The sequence below is a fragment of the Pontibacter sp. GD13 genome, from assembly GCF_058216355.1.
Genome location: NZ_JBYZMQ010000001.1, coordinates 424,761 through 446,326, shown reverse-complemented (window position 1 = coordinate 446,326; position 21,566 = coordinate 424,761). Strand labels below are relative to the sequence as shown.

Below are 21,566 nucleotides of genomic sequence, written 5' to 3'. Positions count from 1 at the left end.
ATTATTTTGATTGTTGAAGGATGATGACGGAGGCGGCAGGCAGTTCCATTTCCTGTCCGGCCTTTATTTCTGAGGGGGTGCCGCCACCGGAGCCACCCCATTCAGGTGCCTCGGAGTGAAGGACCAGTTGCCAGTTGCTCACTTCGGGGTGGCGCATCAGGTGCGCCCGTGTAGGCTGCTTGCTGAGATTAAAGAGTGCATAGAGGTAAGGTTGCGCTGTGGTATGCAGCACATGGAACACCAGGTTTTCCGTAGCCATTCTTGCGATCACTTTTTCTTTATCGGGCTTCGCCATTGCCACCGCGCTTTTGCGAAGTTGAATCAGCCGTTTGTAGTACTCCCGCAGCCTAAGTTGCCGCTCATCGGAGGTGTACCTCCGCTGCAACTTAGACTGTTGAAAGGTGGCCTCGCTTTGTGGGTCAGGCGCTTCGCCCTGCCAGGCAAAGGAAGCGAACTCTTGCCGGCGACCTTGGCGCACCGCTTCTATCAGGTCTTTATCGCTGTGGCTCACAAAGTATAGAAACGGGTTCTGCTCTCCGTATTCCTCCCCCATAAACAGCATGGGCTGGTAAGGCGAGAGTATAACCAGGGCAGCCACAACTTTCTGCATCTCAAAACTGACCAGCTGCGACAGGCGCTCGCCCAGCATGCGGTTGCCCACCTGGTCGTGGTTCTGAGCGCATACCACAAACTGACTGGCCGGGTTATGGGCGGCAGAACTACCGAAGGTGCGCTGCCGGTGTTCGGAGTACAGGCCGTCGTACAAAAAAGCCTGCGTCATTACTTTGGGCAACTGCTCGGGCTTCCCGAAACCGGCATAATACCCTTTCTGCTCCCCGGTAACCAGGGCGTGCACCACATGATGGAAATCGTCGCTCCACTGGGCTTCCAGTCCATAACCTCCTGCATCCACGGGGTTAATCAGGCGCACATCGTTCAGGTCACTTTCGGCAATGAGCAGAAAGGGGCGCCCTTCCCGTTCCTCCAGCTCTTTGGTATGCTCCTGGAGCTCCTGCAGGAAATGTTTCGCACTTGTGTCCACAATGGCGTGCACGGCATCCAGGCGCAGCGCGTCTATATGGTAATCCCGGAACCACATCAGCGCGTTCTGAAAAAAGAAATTGCGCACCGCGTCGGCATGGGCATCGTCAAAGTTCAGGGCCATGCCCCAGGGTGTTTTATACTTATCCGTGAAATAGGGCCCGAAATCAGAAAGGTAGTTCCCCTCGGGCCCCAGGTGGTTGTATACCACGTCCAGCACCACGGCCAGCCCCTGGGCATGGCAGGCATCTACCAGTTTCTTGAGTTCCTCAGGGCCACCGTAGGAGTTTTGCACGGCAAAGGGATACACGCCGTCGTAGCCCCAATTGCGGCTGCCGGGGAACTGGGCGACAGGCATGAGCTCGATGGCGGTGATGCCCAGGTTTTTAAGCTCTGCCAGTTTTTCGGTCAGCCCCTCAAAAGTGCCAGCTTTAGTAAAGGTGCCCACGTGCAGCTCGTATAGGATGTACTGTTCCAGCGGCAGGCCTTTCCATTTGCTGTCGGTCCAGGCAAAGCTGGTGTGGTCCACCACTGCGGAAGGCTGGTGCACACCGTCGGGTTGCGACTGCGAAGCGGGATCGGGGCGCTGTTTCTCCCCATCCAACAAAATGGTATACCGACAACCGGGGGCGGCCTCCTGCGAGAGAGCGGTCCAGTACCCAAAGGCTTCGCGCTGCAGGGGCAGGGGCGTAGTGTTCGGAGCATGAAACTGTACGGCAACCTGCTGCGCCTCCGGTGCCCATACGGTGAAAACAGTGCCTTCTCCGGGAATGTATTTTGCTCCTATCTCTCTGGTGATCGACATAATATAACGAGGTTTATGGAACACGTATTAACTACGTAAAAGGGCATTAAGTTGTAGGTTTTTAGTAAATACGAGGGTCACCGGTGTGTGAAGAATCTGTTACCGACACCGCGCATACAGGCGCTTCACGTATGTTATTGCCAGTTCCGGAATGTTGGCCGAAACAAATTTTTCCGAGCACAGTACCTTAAGTAACCAAAGCAAAAACTACTACATGGAAGGAATAGAAGGAAACAAACGCGTTATTATCGAGAATGTAAAACCACAGATTAATTGCGGAAAATTCCCTTCCAAGCGTGTAGTGGGAGAGGAGCTGACAGTAACAGCCGATGTGTTCGGCGATGGCCACGATGAGGTGAAAGCCGCCCTGGTTTACCGGCACGAGCGAAAAAAGAAATGGGAGGAAACACCCATGGTTTTTCAGGGCAACGATAAATGGGAGGCCAGCTTTGCCCCGGAGGCCATGGGCAGGTACGAGTACACGGTGCAGGGCTGGGTAGATCATTTCTATACCTGGCAGAAAGGGCTGAAGAAGAAATTTGAAGCCAACCAGGATGTTACCGTGGAGCTGCAGATAGGGGCGCAGCAACTGGAGAGCGCCGCTGCCACCGCCAAGGCAGGGCAGCAGAAGCGCCTGCGCAAATGGGCCGAGCAGCTGCAGCACGCCACCTCGGCTGCCGATGCCGTCGCGCTGGCCACCAGCCCAGATGTAAGCGACCTGATGCACGCCTGCTGCGAACGCCAGCGGGTAACCACCTACGATAAAATATTACCGCTGCATGTGGAGCGCCAAAAGGCCCTTTTCAGCACCTGGTACGAGTTTTTTCCAAGGTCTGCCGCACAGGAGGCTGGGCGCCACGGCACGTTTAAAGACTGCGCACGGCTGCTGCCCCGCATTGCCGAAATGGGCTTCGACACCATCTATTTACCGCCAATACACCCCATCGGCCATGCCTTCAGGAAGGGGAAGAACAATTCCGTGACCTCTCAGCCAGGGGAGCCCGGCTCCCCCTGGGCCATCGGCAGCGAACTGGGAGGGCACGACGCCATTCTGCCCGAGTTAGGTACGCTGGAGGAGTTCAGGGAATTTGTGCGCCAGGCGCAGGAACACGGGATAGAGATCGCCCTGGATTTCGCGATACAGTGCTCCCCCGACCATCCTTATGTAAAGGAACACCCGGCCTGGTTTAAATGGCGCCCCGACGGCACGGTGCAATATGCCGAGAACCCGCCTAAGAAATACCAGGACGTACTGCCTGTGAACTTTGAGACCGAGGACTGGCAAAACCTCTGGAAAGAGCTACGCAGGGTGCTGCTGCACTGGATTGCGCAGGGCGTCTTTATCTTCAGGGTGGATAACCCGCACACGAAGGCCTTCGCTTTCTGGGAGTGGGTGATTGCCGACATACAGCGGAGTTACCCGCAGGTTATTTTCCTCTCCGAAGCCTTTACCCGCCCCCGCGTGATGGAAAGGCTGGCGAAAGTCGGGTTCACGCAAACCTATACCTATTATACCTGGCGTAACACTGCCGCCGAACTGCGCCAGTACATGGAGGAGCTTACCCAATCGGAGCTGCGCGAGTACTACCGGCCTAACTTCTGGCCAAACACTCCCGATATTAACCCGGTGGCCTTACAGGAGGGAGGCGAGGCGGCCCACATTACCCGGGTAGTGATGGCGGCTACTCTTTCGTCGAATTACGGCCTCTACGGCCCCGTGTATGAGTTTGGGATTGCCGACCCGGTGCCGGGCAAGGAAGAGTACCTGGATTCGGAGAAGTATGAGGTGAAGCACTGGGACTGGGGCAAGCTGACCAAGATCCGGGAAGTGATCACGCTCATCAACAAGATCAGGAAAGTTAACCCTGCGTTGCAGACTACCTGGAACATCGCCTTCGGCGAAACAGATAACCCCTCGCTGCTGTGCTACACCAAATGGAGCAGCGATTATAAAAACAAGATGCTGATGGTGGTGAACATAGACCCGCACAGCACGCAGGCCGGTTGGGTAAAAGTGCCCATTTGGAAATTGAAGATCGGTGCTGGCGAACATTACATGGTGCACGACCTGCTGACAGAGCGCAAGTACACCTGGCACGACGAGTGGAACTATGTAGAGTTGCGCCCACACGAAATGCCAGTGCATGTTTTCCGCATCGAATCTGCCAGTCCCGGCATGGGGCACGATAATTTAGACGATAACTGGCTCCCGACAGACCACCATACCCAAGAATAAGCAAAACCCTTTTGAAAAGAACTATGGCAGACGAAAAATTCGTACTAGACGATAACATCCATTGGTATAAAGATGCCATCATTTATGAGCTCCACATCAAGGCTTTTAAAGATGGAAACGGCGACGGCATCGGCGATTTTAAAGGGTTGATGCAGAAACTCGATTACCTCGAAGACCTGGGCGTGACGGCCATCTGGCTGCTGCCTTTTTATCCCTCTCCCCTCCGCGACGACGGCTACGACATTGCCGATTATTTCAGCATCAACCCGAATTACGGCAACATGCAGGACTTCAAAGGGTTTGTACGGGAGGCGCACAAGCGGGGCCTGAAGGTGATCACCGAGCTCGTAATCAACCACACCTCCGATCAGCACCCCTGGTTTCAGCGGGCGCGTAAGGCCAAAAAAGGCTCCAAGTACCGCGACTGGTATGTATGGTCTGATGACCCGACCAAGTACAAGGACGTGCGCATTATTTTTACCGACACCGAGCAAAGTAACTGGAGCTGGGACCCCGTGGCCGAGCAGTATTACTGGCACCGCTTTTTCTCGCACCAGCCCGACCTGAACTACGATAACCCGGCTGTGCAGAAAGAAGTGTTTAAAACGCTGGATTACTGGTTCGACCTGGGTGTGGATGGCTTCCGGCTGGATGCGGTGCCTTACCTCTTTGAGCGCGAGGGAACCAATGGAGAGAACCTGCCAGAAACGCATGACTTTCTTAAATCGCTGCGCACGCACGTAGATCAGAAGTATACCGGGAAGCTGCTGCTGGCCGAGGCCAACATGTGGCCCGAAGATTCTGCCGCCTACTTCGGGAACGGTGACGAGTGCCACATGAACTACCATTTCCCCATTATGCCGCGCCTGTTCATGTCGCTGAAGATGGAGGACCGCTACCCGATCATCGATATTTTCAACCAGACGCCGGCCATACCGGAGAGCTGCCAGTGGGCCATGTTCCTGCGCAACCACGATGAGCTGACCCTGGAGATGGTGACCGATGAGGAGCGAGACTACATGTACAAAGTATACACCAAAGACCCACAGGCCCGCATCAACCTGGGCATACGGCACCGCCTGGCCCCACTGTTGGGCAACGACCGCGATAAGATCGAGCTGATGAACATCCTGCTCTTTTCGTTGCGCGGCACCCCGGTGGTATACTATGGCGACGAGATAGGCATGGGCGACAACTACTACCTCGGCGACAGGGATGGGGTGCGCACGCCGATGCAGTGGAATGATAACCGCAACGCCGGCTTCTCCGATGCCAACCCACAGAAACTCTACTTGCCTGTGATCATCGATCCGGAGTATAAGTATGAATCGGTGAACGTAGACACGCAGAACCACAACGCCAACTCCCTGCTCTGGTGGATGCGCCGTACTATAAACATGCGCAAGCGCTACAAAGCCTTTGGGCGCGGAAGTATAAAATTCCTTTCACCGAGCAACTCCAAAGTGCTTGCTTTTGTGCGGGAGTATGAAGAGGAAACCATCCTGGTGATTGCCAACCTGTCGCGCTTCCCCGAGGCCGTAGAGCTCGACCTGCAGGAATACAAAGGTTATATTCCGGTAGAGGTCTTCAGCAAGAACAAGTTTCCGGGGGTAAAGGATGAGCCCTATCTTTTTACAGTGGGCGGCCATGGGTATTACTGGATGGAGCTAAAGCCGCAGGAGGTTTCGAAAGACTCTGACGGACAGCGCGCCAAACCCACCTTCAAGATCAGCTCTTTGAAGAACGCCCTGGATTCCGCCACCCTCAAACAACTGGAGAGCCGCGTGCTGCCACAGTACATCAGCCAACGCCGCTGGTTTGGAGGTAAGGCACGCACTGTGCAGCGCATGCAGGTGGTTAACAATATACCCGTGGCGGTTGGCAAGCAGGCAGGCGCTTCGTGGCTCTTTGTGGAGGTAAACTATAACGAGGGCTTGCCGGAGCTTTACCAGTTGCCTGTAGCTTTTGCTACCGGTGAGGAGCAGGAGAACCTGCTTAGCCAGCACCCGAACAGCGTGGTGGCCCGCGTAACCCAGGATAACCAGGAGGGCATCTTGTACGATGCGCTGTACAACGAGGAGTTCCGACAGGTGTTGTTGCAACTTATGGCTAAGCGCAAAAAGATAAAGAGCCACGACAGCACGGAGCTCGTTGGGTATAGCGATCGATTGGTTGCTACGGAACTGCGTAACGCAGAAGGTCCTATGACCTCTAAAATATTAAGCGCAGAGCAGAGCAACACCTCCATCGTTTTTGATAACTCCCTCTTCCTGAAAGTATACCGAAAGCTGGACAGGGCGGTGAACCCGGACGTGGAGGTGGTGCAGATGCTGACCGAGCAGGTTGGCTTTGCGCATGTGCCCCGTTTCCTGGGTGCCATCGAGCAGCAGGAGTCGGGTAAGCTGCCGATGGTGCTTGTGATGCTGCAGGAACTGGTGCCGAACCAGGGCGATGCCTGGAGTTACATCGGCGACTCTCTGAAGCGCATGTACGAACGCATTTTGGCGCAGCACGAACGCATCAAGGTGAAGCCCTTGGTGGGTACGCTGGCGCGGCCGATGGCCTTCGCCGACGTGCCCGATGAGATACAGCTGCAGCTGGGCGGGGCACATGTGGAAAGGGTGGACCTGCTGGGCTTGCGCACCGCAGAAATGCACCTGGCACTGGGTGGTATAACCGATCATCGCGACTTCGCGCCCGAGGAGTTCTCGTTGCATTACCAACGCTCTCTTTTCTCCTCGCTTACCTCGCTGGTGCGCAGCAACTTCGACAGCCTGTACAAGCACTTGCCCAACCTGCCGGACAATGTGCGCAGCGAGGCCGAGGAGGTGCTGAACATGCGCACCGAGATACTGGAACGCCTGAAACTGATCTTTTCCCGCAAGATAGACACGCTCAAGATCAGGACACACGGCGATTACCACCTGGGGCAGGTGCTGTTTACCGGAAAGGATTTCTACATTATTGATTTCGAGGGAGAACCGGCCCGTTCATTCAGTGAACGTCGCCTGAAGCGCTCAGCCCTGCGCGATGTGGCTGGCATGATCCGCTCGTTCCACTATGCCGCCTACAGTGCTTATTTTCAACAGGAAGGCTTACGTAAAGAGGATGCCGATTACCTGGAGGGGTGGGCAGAGCAGTGGTATCATTATGCCAGTAATTTTTACATGCACACATACCTGGCTAAAACCATGGGCACTGGCGTAGTACCAGAGAAAGAAGAAGATTTCGAGATCCTGATTCAGACCTTTTTACTGGAGAAAGCGATCTACGAACTCGGGTATGAATTAAACAACCGTCCGGATTGGGTGCTTATCCCGATCAGAGGCATTAAATACATCATGAGGAAGTATAAGAATGGCTAAGAAGAAAGAAAGCACATCCCCCGCGACAACCGATAAGAAAACAGGCGAATCTGACAATGCAGATAAGGGTACTGTAAAAAACACCAAGAAAGCGGCTAAGGCAGACGCCCTGGCTAAACCTGCTGCAAAGCGCAGCGGCAAGAAAGCGGGAGTCCCGGCAGCCGAAATGGGTGCTCCGGAAACAAAACCAGTCTCCAAAGCAGCTGCGGCAAAGGCGAAAAAGCTACCGGGAACATCTGCAGAAAAAGCGGGTATGGCAACAGCTGCAAAATCTAAAACCAAAACCAGCGGAAAAACCAAAAAGCAGGAGGACACTGGTTTGGTGGTGCCCATTGCGCATGCCGATAATGTGCAGGAGTTGATCAAGCTGCAGCCTGGTGGCAGCAGGAAAACGAAAGTGGTAAATGAGGAGGAGGAACAGGAGCCTGTCTATCATTCGGATATGGCCGTGCAATATGGCAACCGTTTCACTGATTTCGATACTTACCTGTTTAAAGAGGGCAAGCATTTTAACCTTCATGAAAAACTCGGTTCACATGCCATGGTGCAGAACGGCAGGCCGGGTACATACTTTGGCGTGTGGGCGCCCAATGCCGAGCAGGTATCGGTGATGGGTGTTTTTAACAACTGGAGCCGCGACAGCCACCAGTTGCATCCCCGCCAGGATGGCTCGGGTATTTGGGAAGGTTTTATCCCGGATGTGCAGCCGGGCACCATGTACAAATACCACATCAAATCGCTGTACCACCTCTACCATGTTGAAAAAAGCGATCCGTTTGCCTTTACCCGGGAAGTGCCCCCACAAACGGCCTCTGTGGTAAGCGACCTGCACTATGCCTGGCAGGACCAGGACTGGATAGATCAGCGCAAAGATAAAGCAGGCAAGCCGCAGCCCATCAGCGTGTACGAACTCCATGTAGGTTCGTGGCGCAGAAAGCCCGAGGACAACAACAGGCCCCTGACCTACCGGGAAATGGCCGAAGAACTACCAGCCTATGTAAAGGACCTGGGTTATACCCATGTGGAGCTCATGCCGGTCATGTTTCATCCTTTCAACGGGTCGTGGGGATACCAGATTACCGGCTATTTCGCACCCATCAGCTCTTACGGCTCGCCGCAGGATCTGATGTTCCTGATCGATGCGCTGCACCAGCAGGGCATTGGCGTGATCATGGACTGGGTGCCCTCGCACTTTCCTTCGGATGAACACGGGCTGGCTTATTTTGACGGCACACATTTATTTGAGCACGCGGATCCGCGCAAAGGTTTCCATCCGGACTGGAACAGTTATATATTTAACTATGGCCGCAACGAGGTGCGCTCCTTCCTGATCAGTAACGCGCTGTTTTGGCTGGATAAATACCACATCGATGGACTGCGCGTAGATGCCGTGGCCTCTATGCTCTACTTGGATTACAGTAGGAAAGAGGGTGAGTGGATACCGAATGAACATGGCGGACGCGAGAACCTGGAGGCAATCACTTTCCTGAAAGACTTTAACGAGGCCGTGCATTACCACTTCCCTGAGGTGCTCACCATTGCAGAGGAATCCACGGCCTGGCCAGCCGTAACAGGGCGGGTAGAAGATGGCGGACTGGGCTTTAACCTGAAATGGATGATGGGCTGGATGCACGACACCCTGGACTATTTCTCGAAAGACCCGGTTTACCGGCGCCATCACCAGGGCGAGATCACCTTCAGTATTATCTACGCCTTCTCAGAGCGGTTCATGCTGCCCCTGTCGCATGACGAGGTAGTGCACGGCAAAGGCTCTTTGCTGCGTAAGATGCCCGGCGATGAGTGGCAGCAGTTTGCCAATTTGCGCGCGCTGTATGCCTATATGTATGCCCACCCGGGTGCGAAGCTCATGTTCATGGGGTGTGAGTTCGGCCAGACAACCGAGTGGAACCACGACAGCAGCCTGGACTGGCATTTGCTGCAGTACGGCTACCACCAGGGGGTTCAGCAGGCACTGCGTGAACTCAATGGCATCTACAAGAATGAGCCCGCCATGTATGCCCATGATTACGACCACCAGGGTTTTGAGTGGATAGATTACAACGATGCCCACAACAGCATCATCAGCTTTTTGCGCAAAGGCGATACGCCACGCCAGGAGGTTCTGGTGGTGTGTAACTTTACGCCTGTGGTGCAGGAGCATTACCGGTTGGGAGTGCCGCACGCAGGGGAGTGGGTTCAGTTCTTCAATTCCGATGAGAGCCGTTTCGGAGGCAGCGGAGTGCAGAACCCGGAACCTTTGCATACGACTGCCGAACCCTTTCATGGCCGCGAAAACTCCCTGACGCTGAAGATACCGCCCATGGCGGTTGTGTACCTGAAACTAAAGGGTTAGAGAGTTTAGTTTAGACCATTGCATAAAAGCCGTAGTAAGTTGTTTACTGCGGCTTTTTGATGTCACTGCTGTTCTGTGGGGAATTATTCATACGTTGCCTTCAGCTCATTTGCCTTTCCGGAGCGGGAATAGCTTCCTGAAATCCATGAACCTGCTTGATTCGTCTTTGGCCATCTCAAAGTCAGATACGGAGCGTACATCCTCCACGGAGTAAAAGGCCTGGGGGTTATAGTCCCGGATAATGTCCAGCGCTTTCTCCAGTTTCTTGCGTTTCACGATCAGGAACAGCAGGTTTACTTTGCCCCGGGTGCCGCGCGCGTCGATGCAGGTTAAGCGGTACCCATGGGCTTGCAGTCGTTCAATCAGTTTGTCGGCAGGTTCTACCGTTATTACACGCACCACCATTTGTCCCATGGCCAGTTTCTGCTCAACCCGAAGCCCTAAAAAGTTTCCGGTGGCAAAACCGAAGGCCCAGGCCAGGTACGAGGCAACGTTGCTCAGGTTTTCCATCACCTGCGTAATAGCGATCAGCCAGATCAGCACCTCAATAAAGCCCAATATGGGGGCAATGGTTTTGTTACCTTTCGAAATGAATACAATGCGAAGCGTACCCAGCGTAACGTCGCAAATTCGGGCAATAAAAATCAGTAGCGGAATTACCACCCATTCAACCAGGGTAGGGTCAATTCCTTCAAAATAGGCCATGTAGTAAGCGTAAGATCAAATGAAAATTCAGGTGATTTTTGATAGGGATTAGGCCTTCCCAAACAGATCCGCATTTTCCGGGTTAACCGTTGCCCTCTGTTTGGGCAGGGCCCCCGGATGATTTTGTTGGATAAACTGCACGAGCTTTTCCCGTACCAGGCACTTAAGGTCCCAGGCGAGGCCTGAGCTGGCAGCGCTCATGAGTGCACGCAGCTCCAGGGTTTTTTCCTTAGAATCGGTTACCTGCAATCCAGACACGCGCTTGTCCCAGAGGTCGGTACCTGCCAGAATTTTCTCAAACTCCTTCCGTACGGCGTCCACGGGTATACTGTAATCTGTATACAGGTAAACCGTGGCCAGGATGTTGGAACCGGTGCGGGTCCAGTTCTGGAAGGGCTTTTCAATAAAGTAGTTCAGCGGTAGAATCAGGCGGCGGTCATCCCAAAGCTTGAGCACCACATACGTTAGCGTGATCTCCTCCACGCGGCCAAACTCGCCCTCCACCACCAACACATCATCGAGCCGGATAGGCTGCGTGAAAGCCAGCTGAAGGCCGGCCAGCAGGTTAGCGATCGATTTTTGTGCGGCCAAACCGATCACAATACCCGCCACGCCCGCTGAGGTCAACAATCCGGTTCCCAGCTTGCGTACCGCATCAAAACTTAACAGAATCAACGACACGCTTACAAAAATGATCAGCACAATGGTGATCCGCCTGATAAACTGCAGCTGGGTGTACAGTTTGCGCTCCCGGAAGTTATCGGCTTTGCCAATCTGGTACTTGTTGTGAACCATATCGCGGCCCACATTGGTCAGCTTAACCAGTATCCAGGCAAACGACACAATGTCGAGCACTTCTACAATGCGTTTTAATATGTAAATGGTTTCGGGGGAGTAGGGCAGCGCGGCCAGGATTACCGAAACAAACAACAGGGGGATAAAAAGCGTGAAGGGCTGGTTGAGGTGCTTGGTAAGCGAGCGCACCAGCAGGGGGTTGTCGTGCTTGTTGTAAAAGTGCAGCAGGCTAAACAAAACAAATTTCGCCAGCAGGCCCGCCACAATGGCGACTCCCAGCAGGGCAATGCCTAGCGCCACATCATCCAGCCGGTAAAAAAAATCAGTGATCGTCTTCATACTTGCTACGCTTTTTCCGGGTGTTCTTCTGCAAACATGGTACTTCAGAAAGGGCCTGTGGGTTATACTTTGTGGTTTTCTGGGGCAGGGTCTGCTAATTATTGTTACATGGCTATATATCTAAAACGGGATTGGAACACTTTGCGTAAGAGAAAGAAGGTGTTTTTCTCTTATCTTAAGAATATAATTTGAATTACAGTGCCTGTACTCTATGTGAATGCTCCCCGACTTTACCAAGTATGGCTATGCTGTAAAAAACTTTTCTAAATGGCAAAACTGATCATTGTATCAAACAGATTACCTGTAAAACTCCAGGAGAAGGAGGGTGCCTTGCAATTTAAGGCAAGTGAGGGGGGGCTGGCAACGGGCCTTGGCTCCATTTACAAGGAAGGGGACAACCTCTGGATCGGCTGGCCGGGCATGGTGGTGTTGGAAGAGGATAAACAGCAGAACGTAGTGACGGAGCTAAGCAAGGAAAACATGCTGCCTGTGTTCCTGACCGAGACGGAGATCAAAGAGTTTTACGAAGGTTTCAGTAACGAGACCCTGTGGCCGACCTTCCATTACTTTAGCCAATACGCTATTTACGATCAAAAACTTTGGGAAACCTATGTAGAGGTGAACCAGAAATTTTGTGAGGCCGTGGTGAATCAGGCAGAACCCGATGACACCATTTGGGTGCACGATTACCAGCTATTGCTGTTGCCAAGCATGCTGCGCGAGAAACTGCCTGACTGCACCATCGGGTTTTTCCAGCATATTCCCTTCCCTTCGTACGAGGTTTTTCGCCTGTTGCCGTGGCGAAAGGAACTCCTGCAGGGCATGCTGGGCTCTGACCTGGTCGGTTTTCATACCTATGATGACATGCGCCACTTCCTGAGTTCGGTGAACCGCATCGTAGGGTACGGCAGCATGCACGGCTGGATCAACCTGAGTTCACGCTCGCTGCTGGTGGATTCTTTTCCGATGGGAATTGATTATGAGAAATACTCCAGCATTGCCGAAACAGAAGAAGTGGGCAGGCGTGCCGATGTGTACCGGAAAAACCTGGAAGCCGAGAAAGTGATCCTCTCCATAGACCGCCTGGACTACTCTAAAGGAATACCCACACGGCTGGAGGCATTCGAGAAGTTCCTGGAAAAATACCCGGAGTTCCACAACAAAGTGACCCTGGTGATGCTGGTGGTGCCCAGCCGCGACGAAGTGGAGAAGTACAAAGAACTGAAGGAGGAAGTAGATGAGATGGTAGGCCGCATCAATGGCAAGTACAGCGACATCAACTGGAACCCGATACAGTATTTTTACCGCTCTTATCCGCTTGAAACGCTCTCGGCCCTGTACGTAATGGCGGATGTTGCCCTGGTTACACCCATGCGCGATGGCATGAACCTGGTTTGCAAGGAGTTTGTAGCCAGCAAGCGCGACCAGAAAGGCGTGCTGATCCTGAGTGAGATGGCGGGGGCCTCGAAGGAACTCTCCGATGCCATTCTGATCAACCCCAATGACATTAACCAGATGGTGGAAGCCCTGCACGAGGCCCTGACCATGCCGGTTGAAGTGCAGAAAGCGCACATGAGCAGCATGCAGGAAAGTATAAAGCGCTATAACATCCATCATTGGGTAAGCATGTTCATGGACAGGCTCTCTTATGTCAAGATCAAGCAGCTCTCGATGGCCACCAGTTACCTCGACCAGGCTACTTTCCAGGAACTGACGCATTCTTATGAGTCGGCCAGTTCACGGCTCTTCTTCCTGGAGTATGACGGCGCTTTGGTAGACTATACCAACAAGCCCCTGATGGCCAGGCCGAGCGAGGACCTGATCGAACTGTTGCAGCGCCTGAGCAGTAACCCGAAAAACAAAGTGGTGGTAATGAGCAGCCGCGAGAAGGACAACATGGAAGACTGGCTCGGCCACCTGAACATTGACATCATTGCCGAGCATGGCGTCTGGATCAAGCAAAAAGGCACCGGCTGGCAAACTGTGCTCAGCCTGATGGACGACTGGAAAAACGACATCCGCCTGATTCTGGAACTTTACGTAGACCGCACTCCCGGCTCTTTCATAGAAGAGAAAGACTATTCGCTGGTGTGGCATTACCGCAAAGTGGAAACCGGCCTTGGCGAGTTGCGTGCCCGGGAGTTAGTGAGCCACCTGAATTTTCTGGCCACGAACAGCAACCTGCAGGTAATAGACGGACAAATGGCCGTGGAGGTAAAGGCGCAGGAGATAAACAAAGGCAAGGCCACCAGTTACTGGCTTAGCAAATACCCCCACAAGTTTGTGCTGGCTATTGGCGACGACTGGGGAGACGAGGATATTTTTAAAGCGATGCCGCGCACGGCGTATACTGTTAAAATAGGCACCGGGCAGTCGGTGGCCAAGTACCACTTGGATACCTGCCAGGAAGCCAGGTGGATGCTGTCGAAACTGATACAGCTCTCCAACTCTGAGCAGAGCCCGGGTGGGGCGCTGATGCTCGGCTGATACGTTTTTTACAAACGCACAGGCCTGCCCGATTGTAACGGGCAGGCCTGTGCGTTTGTGGGGTGCTTTTAAAAAAGGGAGTTGCCTTTCGGAGTTGCTCTTTTCTCGGTGGGGGATGCGGTTGAGTCATCCGCACAGTTCTCCTCGTTAAACACCTGGTCGATGGCTTTCTCCGCCTTTTTGAGTTTCTCTTTGCATAATTTGATCAGCAAAGAGGAGCGTTGCACTTTCTGGGTCAGCTCATCCACATCCACCGAATCGTTCTCTATGGCGCGCAATATCTCCTCCAGCTCCTGTGTAGCCTCCCGATAGGTCATTTCGTTCAGGTCCTTATTCATCTTTGTCAATGTTTACGATCATACTATGGAGTGTGCCATCCTTCATCCTGGTTTCCAGCACATCCCCGTCTTTTACATCTTTGGTGCTCTTGATAATTTTGCCATTCAGCAAAGTAAGCGTATAGCCCCGCAAAAGCAGCTTTTCAGGGTTGTTTGCCTCCATGCTTATCTCCAGAAGGCGTATGCGGTGGTATTCAGTTTGCAGTTTCTTCTGTGTGCCATACTCTAGTTTGCCACTTTGCCTGGTAAAGCATACGGCGCTACGCTGCAGCTTATCTTTGGTCTCAGTCTCCAGGCAGTGCACCAGGCTGTTCAGTTCATGCTCCTTTAAATGCAGGTAGCGCTGGCTTTTGCCCTCCACACAAACCGAAAGTTCCTGCAGGTGCTTCTCCTGCTGGTAGAGCAGGTCTTTGGTGTTGGCGTGTATGTCTTTATCCAGGCAGCTGATCAGGTGGTGCTGCGCCTCCAGGTATGACTTTGGCTTCAGGAGCAGGCCGCGCGACATCCTTTCCAGTTTGTCCTTTCCGTTCTGCAAAAGTTGTCTGGTGGTGTTCACGTAGCGCAGGTTCAGCCTCTCCAATCTGTCGGAGGTGAGCTTCAGTTGCTGAGCCGAGAACATGCGGATGCTGTCGAATAAACCTTCGGCCAGCTGTTCGGCATCCCGAAACTGGTCAATAAGGAAACCGGCGACGGCAGTGGGCGTTTTCAGGCGCGTGTGGGCAACCAGGTCGGCTATACTTTCATCCCGCTCATGGCCGATGCCTGTAAGCACGGGCAAAGGGGAATGACCGATGGCAGCCGCTATCCTGTAATCATCAAAGCAGCTTAAATCCGTTTGCGAACCGCCGCCGCGAATGATCACGATGGCATCAAACTGATGCTGCATTCTGGCAATGCCGGCCATGGCCAGGGCCACAGAAGCGGGGGCCTCGTTGCCCTGCACCACCGCCGGGAAAAGTGTGGTTTCAAAGGTATAGCCGTAGCTGTTATGGTGCAGTTGGTGGATAAAATCCTGGTAGCCTGCGGCTGTTGCCGAGGAGATAACGGCCAGGCGTTGGGGAACAAGCGGAAATTCCAGCATTTTATTGGCCTCCAGCAACCCCTCCTTTTCCAGGCGCTTCAGGGTTTCCAGCCTTTGCCGGGCCAAATCGCCGAGCGTGTAGCTGGGGTCAATATTAAAGACATCCAAGCTAAGCCCATACAGCTCATGAAAACGCACCGACGCCTGTAACAGCACCTTCAGGCCGGCTTTTAACGGCTGCCCTGTTTTCTCCTCGAAGTAACGGCCCAGCATCTGGAAGCGCGTTCCCCAAATGGTGGCCCGCGCTTGTGCCAGCATCTGCCGCGCGTCGTCGCCTTTGTCTACCAGTGTCAGGTAGCAATGGCCTTTGCGTTTGTCCACGTTCACTTGCGCCACCTCGGCCACTACCCAATAACTCTCCGGAAAGGCAACCTCCAGCTCTTCCCGTATCTGCTGGTGCAGTTGGTAAAGCGACAAGGGAGCCTGTAGTTCCTCGGGGGTGATGGGTGTACGGAATAAAAACTGGGACATGGGGAAACAGTGTATTCTTTTGCAAGTATGGCCCTCGCGCGTACCTGCAACCCGAAGGTAGTATATTTTCAATTATTTGGCTAACGGCCACCCCTCTTTCTAACGAGAAAAGCTGGTGGGTTTTTATGACCCTTAGGCAAGCACACGGTAAATGCTTCGGGGCTTACTCAGGTTTAAAACCCATCCGCCTGGCGCGCTTCTCCCAGTTAGTCCGTGCCCAGTCCTGAAGGTCGGCCACCTGGTCCAGCTCATCAATAATCTCCATCCCGAGCAGGGTTTCAATGATATCTTCCATTGTAATCAATCCTGCCGTGCCGCCATACTCATCTACCACCAGGGCAATCTGGTCCTGCTTTTCGAGGAGCCGTGTAAAAAGGGAGGGGATGGGCATGTGTTCGGGCACAACCTGCATCCTTCTGGCAATGGCTTGCAGCGGCAACCTGCCCTCATTGTTGATGAGCTTATACATCACCTCATCCTTCAGCACGTACCCGGCAATATCATCCAGGTTATCGGTGAAGATGGGGATACGGGAAAAGCGCAGATCAGGGAAACTCTTGAAAAATTCGGCAATGGTGGTGCTAGCGCGGGCACTTACAATTACGGTGCGGGGCGTCATAATGTGCCGCACCAGAATCTTGTTAAACCGGAGTATGTTCTGGATGATCTGAGATTCCCCTTTTTTAAAGATGCCTTCCTTGATGCCGATTTCAGCCATCGCCGTGAAATCGGCCCGGCTCAGCACGCTGCGGCCTTTATCGGTTTTCAAGTGCCGGGTGATAAACTGCGAGAGTATGATAAAGGGATACAGCGGCGAATAGATCAGGACTTTTAGGGTGCGCACCGTAAAAGGAGTAAGCTGTTTCCAGTAGTTCGCGCCCAGGGTTTTCGGAATGATCTCGGTAAAAACGAGTATCACCACCGTTAAAACAACCGACACAATGGTTAAGGATGCTTCTCCCCAGATTAGCTGTGCCTGCGCACCCACCCCGGCAGCACCAATGGTATGGGCAAATGTATTCAGGGTAAGGATAGCGGCCAGGGGCGTGTCGATGTTTTCTTTAAAAGATTGCAGGTTTTTGCCCAGAGCCGGATGCTCTTTGCTGATAATGGTGGCATGGGCAGGTGTGATACTGAGTAGCGCGGCCTCCAGCAAAGAGCAAAGAAAAGAGAAGAAAAGCGCAATTAACAGGTATAAGATCAGTAGACCCATTTAGGTTATAATTGGTTAGAAGCGAAGGCTGTAAGGCATTTGGGCAGGCACTGGCTTAAACTTTAATGCACCACACGCAATACAGGTTCCGCAAGCTCCTGGTGCGTTTCCAGGTCTGCGGTGAAATAACCAACCATGCTCGGGCCGTAACCCAGATCGATCTCGATGAACTTGTTCTGCTCCGGCAACATGGCCACTACCTCTTGTTTCATTTCCTGGTAGCGCTGCAACATGATCTCCATTATTTTTTCAAGCTCACTTACTTCCCCTTCATTTTGCTGACCATGGCCGGACATGGGGTCCAGTTTCTCCATGTCGTCTGAGGCTGCTACTTTGTTTTGCAGGTTGAGCAGCTTCACTTCCAGTAATCTGATCTCTTTTTCCAGTTCGAGGTATTCCTTCACTTTAGCTTCCAGGGGCACCAGCGAATCATTGAGGTATGCAACGAGATTTTCCATAGGGCTTGATTATTTATAAGCCTGTATACGGAGCTGACCTGCTTTTATTTGCATGTTATGGCTATCAGCTGCATTACAGCCATTTTATTAAGTTTTGTAGAACGCGCAGCTTGCCTTTATACGGCGGATAACGGAGCGTTGGGTCAAACCACGTCCCGCGCTTCAGCACGCTTTTCTGGTGCGAAAACAGGGTAAAGCTTTTTTTGCCGTGGTAACTGCCCATGCCGCTGTTGCCTACGCCGCCAAAGGGCAGGTTTGGGTTTACCAGGTGCGAAAGCGTGTCGTTCACGCATCCCCCGCCAAAATGGGTGCAGGTCAGGATGGCCTTTTTCTTTTTGTCTGATGAGGAGAAAAAGTAAAGCGCCAGGGGTTTGTCCTGCTTGTTCACAATCCGGATAACCTCTTTCAGGCTCCGGAAGGGAAGAATCGGCAAAATAGGGCCAAATATCTCTTCCTGCATCACCGGTTGGTCCCAACTCACCTGATCGAGCAGGGTAGGGGCAATGTAGTTAGTGGCCTCGTAGGTGTCGCCGCCCATGCGAATGTTGCCCTGCTCCAGGTATTTTTTCAGCCTTTCAAAATGGGTTTTATTGATGATGCGGGCATAATCAGGGCTTTCAATCGGGTTTTCGCCATAAAACTCCCGGATGCAATGCGTCATAATCTGGATAAACTCATCCTTCACATGCTCATGCACCAGCACATAGTCCGGGGCCACACAGGTTTGCCCTGCGTTCACAAACTTGCCCCAGGTAATTCGCCGCGCAGCCATTTCCAGGTCTGCGTCATCTGCCACAATGGCCGGGCTTTTGCCCCCCAGCTCCAGGGTAACGGGCGTCAGGTTTTCGGCGGCTGCTTGCATCACCATCCGGCCAACGCGGGTACTGCCGGTAAAAAAAATGTAATCCAGGTGCTGCTGCAACAGGTACGCAGCTGCCTCCGCCCCTCCCTCCACAACCGCCAAGTACTCCTCGTTAAAAGTCTCGCGTATCATGGCAGCAATAACAGCCGAGGTGTGCGGCGTGTGTTCGGATGGTTTCAGGATGACGCAGTTGCCGGCTGCCATCGCGCCAATGAGTGGGGTAAATAGTAAATGAAAGGGGTAGTTCCAGGGAGCCAGGATCAAAGCAACCCCATAGGGTTCAGAAAGAATGTAGCTACTAGAGGGAAAACTCAGGAGTGTATCCTTTACAGCCTGGGGTTTGGCCCACTTCTTTAAATTTGAAAGAGCATGTTTCAGCTCCAGCTCAACAAACCCGATCTCGGTGGCAAAAGACTCAAAAGAGGGTTTCCGGAAATCGGCTTGAAGTGCTCCTGTTATCCTCTGCTCGTGCTCCCGGATAAGCACCTGCAGCTTTTCTAATTGCTGTTCTCGGAAACGGATGGGTATGGTGCCGCGCTTCCTGAAATAGGTCCGCTGCTGTTTAACAAGTTGTTGTATAGCTTCTTTGGAAGCAGTGGTAGGCACTGCGCCATGCCCGGCATCATGTATGGGGGTAGACATGGGTATAGAACTTTGTGTTAGCGCCACAGCTGCACATGCCGTAAAGCAAGTTATATTTTGGTATACGCAGGAAGAGCGATAAAATTTTATATTATAATCTCATTTTATTATTATTTATGGTTTTATTTTGATAATGGTTACAAGGTAGACCAAACACTTCCTTCATATTAAACCTGGGTATTCACTAATTTGTATATTTGGGGGTGCAGCGGTCAGGCATTTACCATTTGAACATGTAGAACTATGAAAATAATTGAGTGCCCACGGGATGCCATGCAAGGCATCAAAGCGTTCATACCCACAGAAGTTAAAATATCATACCTCAACGCCTTGCTTCGGGTAGGTTTCGATACCCTTGATTTCGGTAGTTTTGTATCCCCAAAGGCTATTCCGCAGATGAGTGATACGGCTGAGGTGCTTGCAAACCTGAAACTAGAGCAAACATCCTCTAAGTTACTGGCCATCATCGCCAACGTGCGGGGTGCCGAAGAGGCGGCCAAACACCAGCCGATCAATTACCTGGGATTCCCTTTGTCGGTTTCGGAAACGTTTCAGCAAAGGAATACAAATAAAAGTATTGCCGAGGCAATGGAGCAACTTAGCCAGATACAGAACATTTGCCACAAAAGTGGGAAAACGCTGGTAACCTATATTTCCATGGGTTTTGGAAACCCCTACAACGACCCCTGGAGCCCTGAAACGGTGATTCGTTTTGTGGAGGAGCTCAAGCGTCTGGATGTAAAGATTATCTCCTTATCCGACACCATCGGCGTATCGAACCCCGGTAATATTAAAATGCTGTTCGAGCACCTGATACCAACTTTCAGGAACATAGAGTTTGGCGCACACCTGCACACCACCCCCGCCACCTGGCAGGAAAAAATAGAAGCCGCCTACCAGGCTGGCTGCCGACGCTTTGATGGCGCCATGCGTGGCTTTGGAGGCTGCCCGATGGCGAAAGATGAGTTAGTTGGAAACATGGCCACCGAAAATTTAGTCCGCTACTTCGAAAATATTGGTTTAAATTTGAATCTAAATAAACCAGCATTCGATGCCGCATTTGCAGCATCCGGCGCTGTTTTTTCTTAATTATGGCAAGAAAAACTGTAGTAGATATATTTATACCCTGCTTTGTGGATCAACTGTACCCAGAAACAGGAATGAACATGGTTAAAGTTCTGGAAAAGGTAGGCTGCGAAGTACACTATAACCAAAACCAGACCTGCTGTGGCCAACCCGCTTTTAATGCGGGCTTTTTCGACGAAGCCCGCGAGATAGCCACGAAGTTCCTCGACGATTTTTCCAGCGAAACCTCGCATTACATCGTCGCGCCCTCCGCCTCCTGCGTAGGCATGGTCCGCAATGCTTATCAGGATATTTTTGTGAAGTCATCAAACCTGGTGAAGTACCGCACCATGCAAAAGAAGGTGTATGAGCTAACCGAGTTTCTGACCGATGTAATGGGGATCACCAGTATTCCGGGTGCTAGGCTGGAGGGCCGCTTTACTTACCACGACTCCTGTAGCGGGTTGCGTGAGTGCGGCATAAAAGCCGGGCCACGCGCTTTGTTGGAAGGGGTAGCGGGACTGGAGCTGGTAGAGATGGAGGACAACGAAACCTGCTGTGGCTTTGGCGGTACCTTTGCCGTGAAGTTCGAAGCCATATCGACAGCAATGGCTGAGCAAAAGGTTGAAAATGCCCTTGCCACAGGGGCAGATTATATTATCTCCACCGATAGCAGCTGCCTCATGCACCTGGAAGCTTATATCCAAAAGCAAAACAAGCCGATCAAAACGATGCATATTGCCGATGTGCTGGCAAACGGCTGGTAAAATAGGTTCTGACTACATGCTTAGCGTATATTTATGCTATACTTCGAGTTCGAAACTATACGTATTTATACTTAAAAACGAATATATTATCCATGAAAACATGGATAATATACTTAAAAAATTAAATTATACTAACACTTTGTAGGGATCCCCGTATTTATAGTAGAAGCGGTTCAGTAGAGAATCAGTTTTTGAAACTTTAGGTTGGTTGAGCCGATAAAATTGCATTACTGGTTTAGTTTTAGAACAAACCAAATGTTCCTGCTTCATAAAATGGTAGAGCCGTTCTTTTCGGGTGCTGAGGATGGTTTTACCATTTTTTATGTCCTCCCTTTTTACTTGCTCACTCCAAGTGTGCGATTGCCGCTAGGGATTATTTTATAAAGGCAGCTGTTTTTATGCAAGTGCAGCAGCCCCATCACCTCAGTTGCGATTTGTACCCTTGCATAGCAGGTTTAAGCCAAACTTGTATCGTGCGGCTCTCCTTTTCCGATTTTTCTTATATCTGCAAAACTGGGGTATCTTTCGAATAGGAAACTACAA

Annotated in this window: 14 protein-coding genes; 6 read left to right on the top strand and 8 right to left on the bottom strand. The window is 52.2% G+C overall.

The genetic code is table 11. From position 1 onward, the window contains the following. Position 1 precedes the first annotated feature (1 nt). On the bottom strand, positions 2-1,846 hold the full coding sequence (gene treZ, locus AC4BAN_RS01775) for a malto-oligosyltrehalose trehalohydrolase (protein ID WP_490562647.1): 1,845 nt from the start codon (positions 1,844-1,846) through the stop codon (positions 2-4). A gap of 214 nt (positions 1,847-2,060) precedes the next feature. On the opposite strand from treZ, the gene AC4BAN_RS01770 reads away from it, so the two are divergent. Genes AC4BAN_RS01770 through glgB form a run of 3 tightly spaced genes read left to right on the top strand, consistent with a single transcriptional unit; the run spans position 2,061 to position 9,800 of the window. Next, on the top strand, positions 2,061-4,082 hold the full coding sequence (locus AC4BAN_RS01770; RefSeq protein WP_490562646.1) for an alpha-1,4-glucan--maltose-1-phosphate maltosyltransferase: 2,022 nt from the start codon (positions 2,061-2,063) through the stop codon (positions 4,080-4,082). Positions 4,083-4,105: 23 nt separating this feature from the next. Beyond that, the gene (gene treS, locus AC4BAN_RS01765; RefSeq protein ID WP_490562645.1) at positions 4,106-7,447 is read left to right on the top strand and encodes a maltose alpha-D-glucosyltransferase; all 3,342 of its coding nucleotides are present in this window, start codon (positions 4,106-4,108) and stop codon (positions 7,445-7,447) included. After that, positions 7,440-9,800 (top strand): 1,4-alpha-glucan branching protein GlgB, encoded by a 2,361-nt coding sequence (gene glgB / locus AC4BAN_RS01760; RefSeq protein WP_490562644.1) that lies wholly within the window; start codon positions 7,440-7,442, stop codon positions 9,798-9,800. The genes treS and glgB overlap by 8 nt, the downstream gene beginning before the upstream one ends. Positions 9,801-9,905: 105 nt before the next feature. Here glgB and AC4BAN_RS01755 read toward each other — a convergent pair whose 3' ends face one another. Both AC4BAN_RS01755 and AC4BAN_RS01750 read right to left on the bottom strand, forming a co-directional pair. Continuing rightward, positions 9,906-10,505 carry a DUF2179 domain-containing protein gene (locus tag AC4BAN_RS01755; protein ID WP_490562643.1) on the bottom strand — a complete coding sequence of 200 codons (600 nt, stop codon included), beginning with the start codon at positions 10,503-10,505 and terminating at the stop codon, positions 9,906-9,908. Positions 10,506-10,553: 48 nt separating this feature from the next. Further along, positions 10,554-11,639 (bottom strand): mechanosensitive ion channel family protein, encoded by a 1,086-nt coding sequence (locus AC4BAN_RS01750; protein ID WP_490562642.1) that lies wholly within the window; start codon positions 11,637-11,639, stop codon positions 10,554-10,556. A gap of 267 nt (positions 11,640-11,906) precedes the next feature. Between AC4BAN_RS01750 and AC4BAN_RS01745 the strand changes: the two genes are divergently transcribed. After that, a complete protein-coding gene (locus AC4BAN_RS01745) occupies positions 11,907-14,126 on the top strand; it encodes a bifunctional alpha,alpha-trehalose-phosphate synthase (UDP-forming)/trehalose-phosphatase (RefSeq protein WP_490562641.1) in 2,220 nt (739 codons plus the stop codon). 68 nt (positions 14,127-14,194) lie between these two features. Here AC4BAN_RS01745 and xseB read toward each other — a convergent pair whose 3' ends face one another. The 5 genes from xseB to AC4BAN_RS01720 all read right to left on the bottom strand — a co-directional run bounded on the left by xseB (position 14,195) and on the right by AC4BAN_RS01720 (position 19,191). Beyond that, a complete protein-coding gene (gene xseB, locus AC4BAN_RS01740) occupies positions 14,195-14,464 on the bottom strand; it encodes an exodeoxyribonuclease VII small subunit (RefSeq protein ID WP_490562640.1) in 270 nt (89 codons plus the stop codon). Beyond that, positions 14,457-16,016 (bottom strand): exodeoxyribonuclease VII large subunit, encoded by a 1,560-nt coding sequence (gene xseA, locus AC4BAN_RS01735; protein WP_490562639.1) that lies wholly within the window; start codon positions 16,014-16,016, stop codon positions 14,457-14,459. The genes xseB and xseA overlap by 8 nt, the downstream gene beginning before the upstream one ends. A 163-nt stretch (positions 16,017-16,179) precedes the next feature. Beyond that, positions 16,180-17,229: a CNNM domain-containing protein gene (locus AC4BAN_RS01730; RefSeq protein ID WP_490562638.1), complete on the bottom strand. Its 1,050-nt coding sequence runs from the start codon at positions 17,227-17,229 to the stop codon at positions 16,180-16,182. 62 nt (positions 17,230-17,291) lie between these two features. Continuing rightward, positions 17,292-17,687 carry a hypothetical protein gene (locus AC4BAN_RS01725; RefSeq protein WP_490562637.1) on the bottom strand — a complete coding sequence of 132 codons (396 nt, stop codon included), beginning with the start codon at positions 17,685-17,687 and terminating at the stop codon, positions 17,292-17,294. Positions 17,688-17,760: 73 nt separating this feature from the next. Continuing rightward, a complete protein-coding gene (locus tag AC4BAN_RS01720; protein WP_490562636.1) occupies positions 17,761-19,191 on the bottom strand; it encodes an aldehyde dehydrogenase in 1,431 nt (476 codons plus the stop codon). A gap of 243 nt (positions 19,192-19,434) precedes the next feature. Here AC4BAN_RS01720 and AC4BAN_RS01715 point away from each other — a divergent pair, with 243 nt between their 5' ends. Beyond that, entirely contained in the window at positions 19,435-20,280 is an 846-nt protein-coding gene (locus AC4BAN_RS01715; RefSeq protein WP_490562635.1) for a hydroxymethylglutaryl-CoA lyase, read from the top strand. 77 nt (positions 20,281-20,357) lie between these two features. Beyond that, the gene (locus tag AC4BAN_RS01710; RefSeq protein ID WP_490562634.1) at positions 20,358-21,023 is read left to right on the top strand and encodes a (Fe-S)-binding protein; all 666 of its coding nucleotides are present in this window, start codon (positions 20,358-20,360) and stop codon (positions 21,021-21,023) included. Positions 21,024-21,566 lie beyond the last annotated feature (543 nt).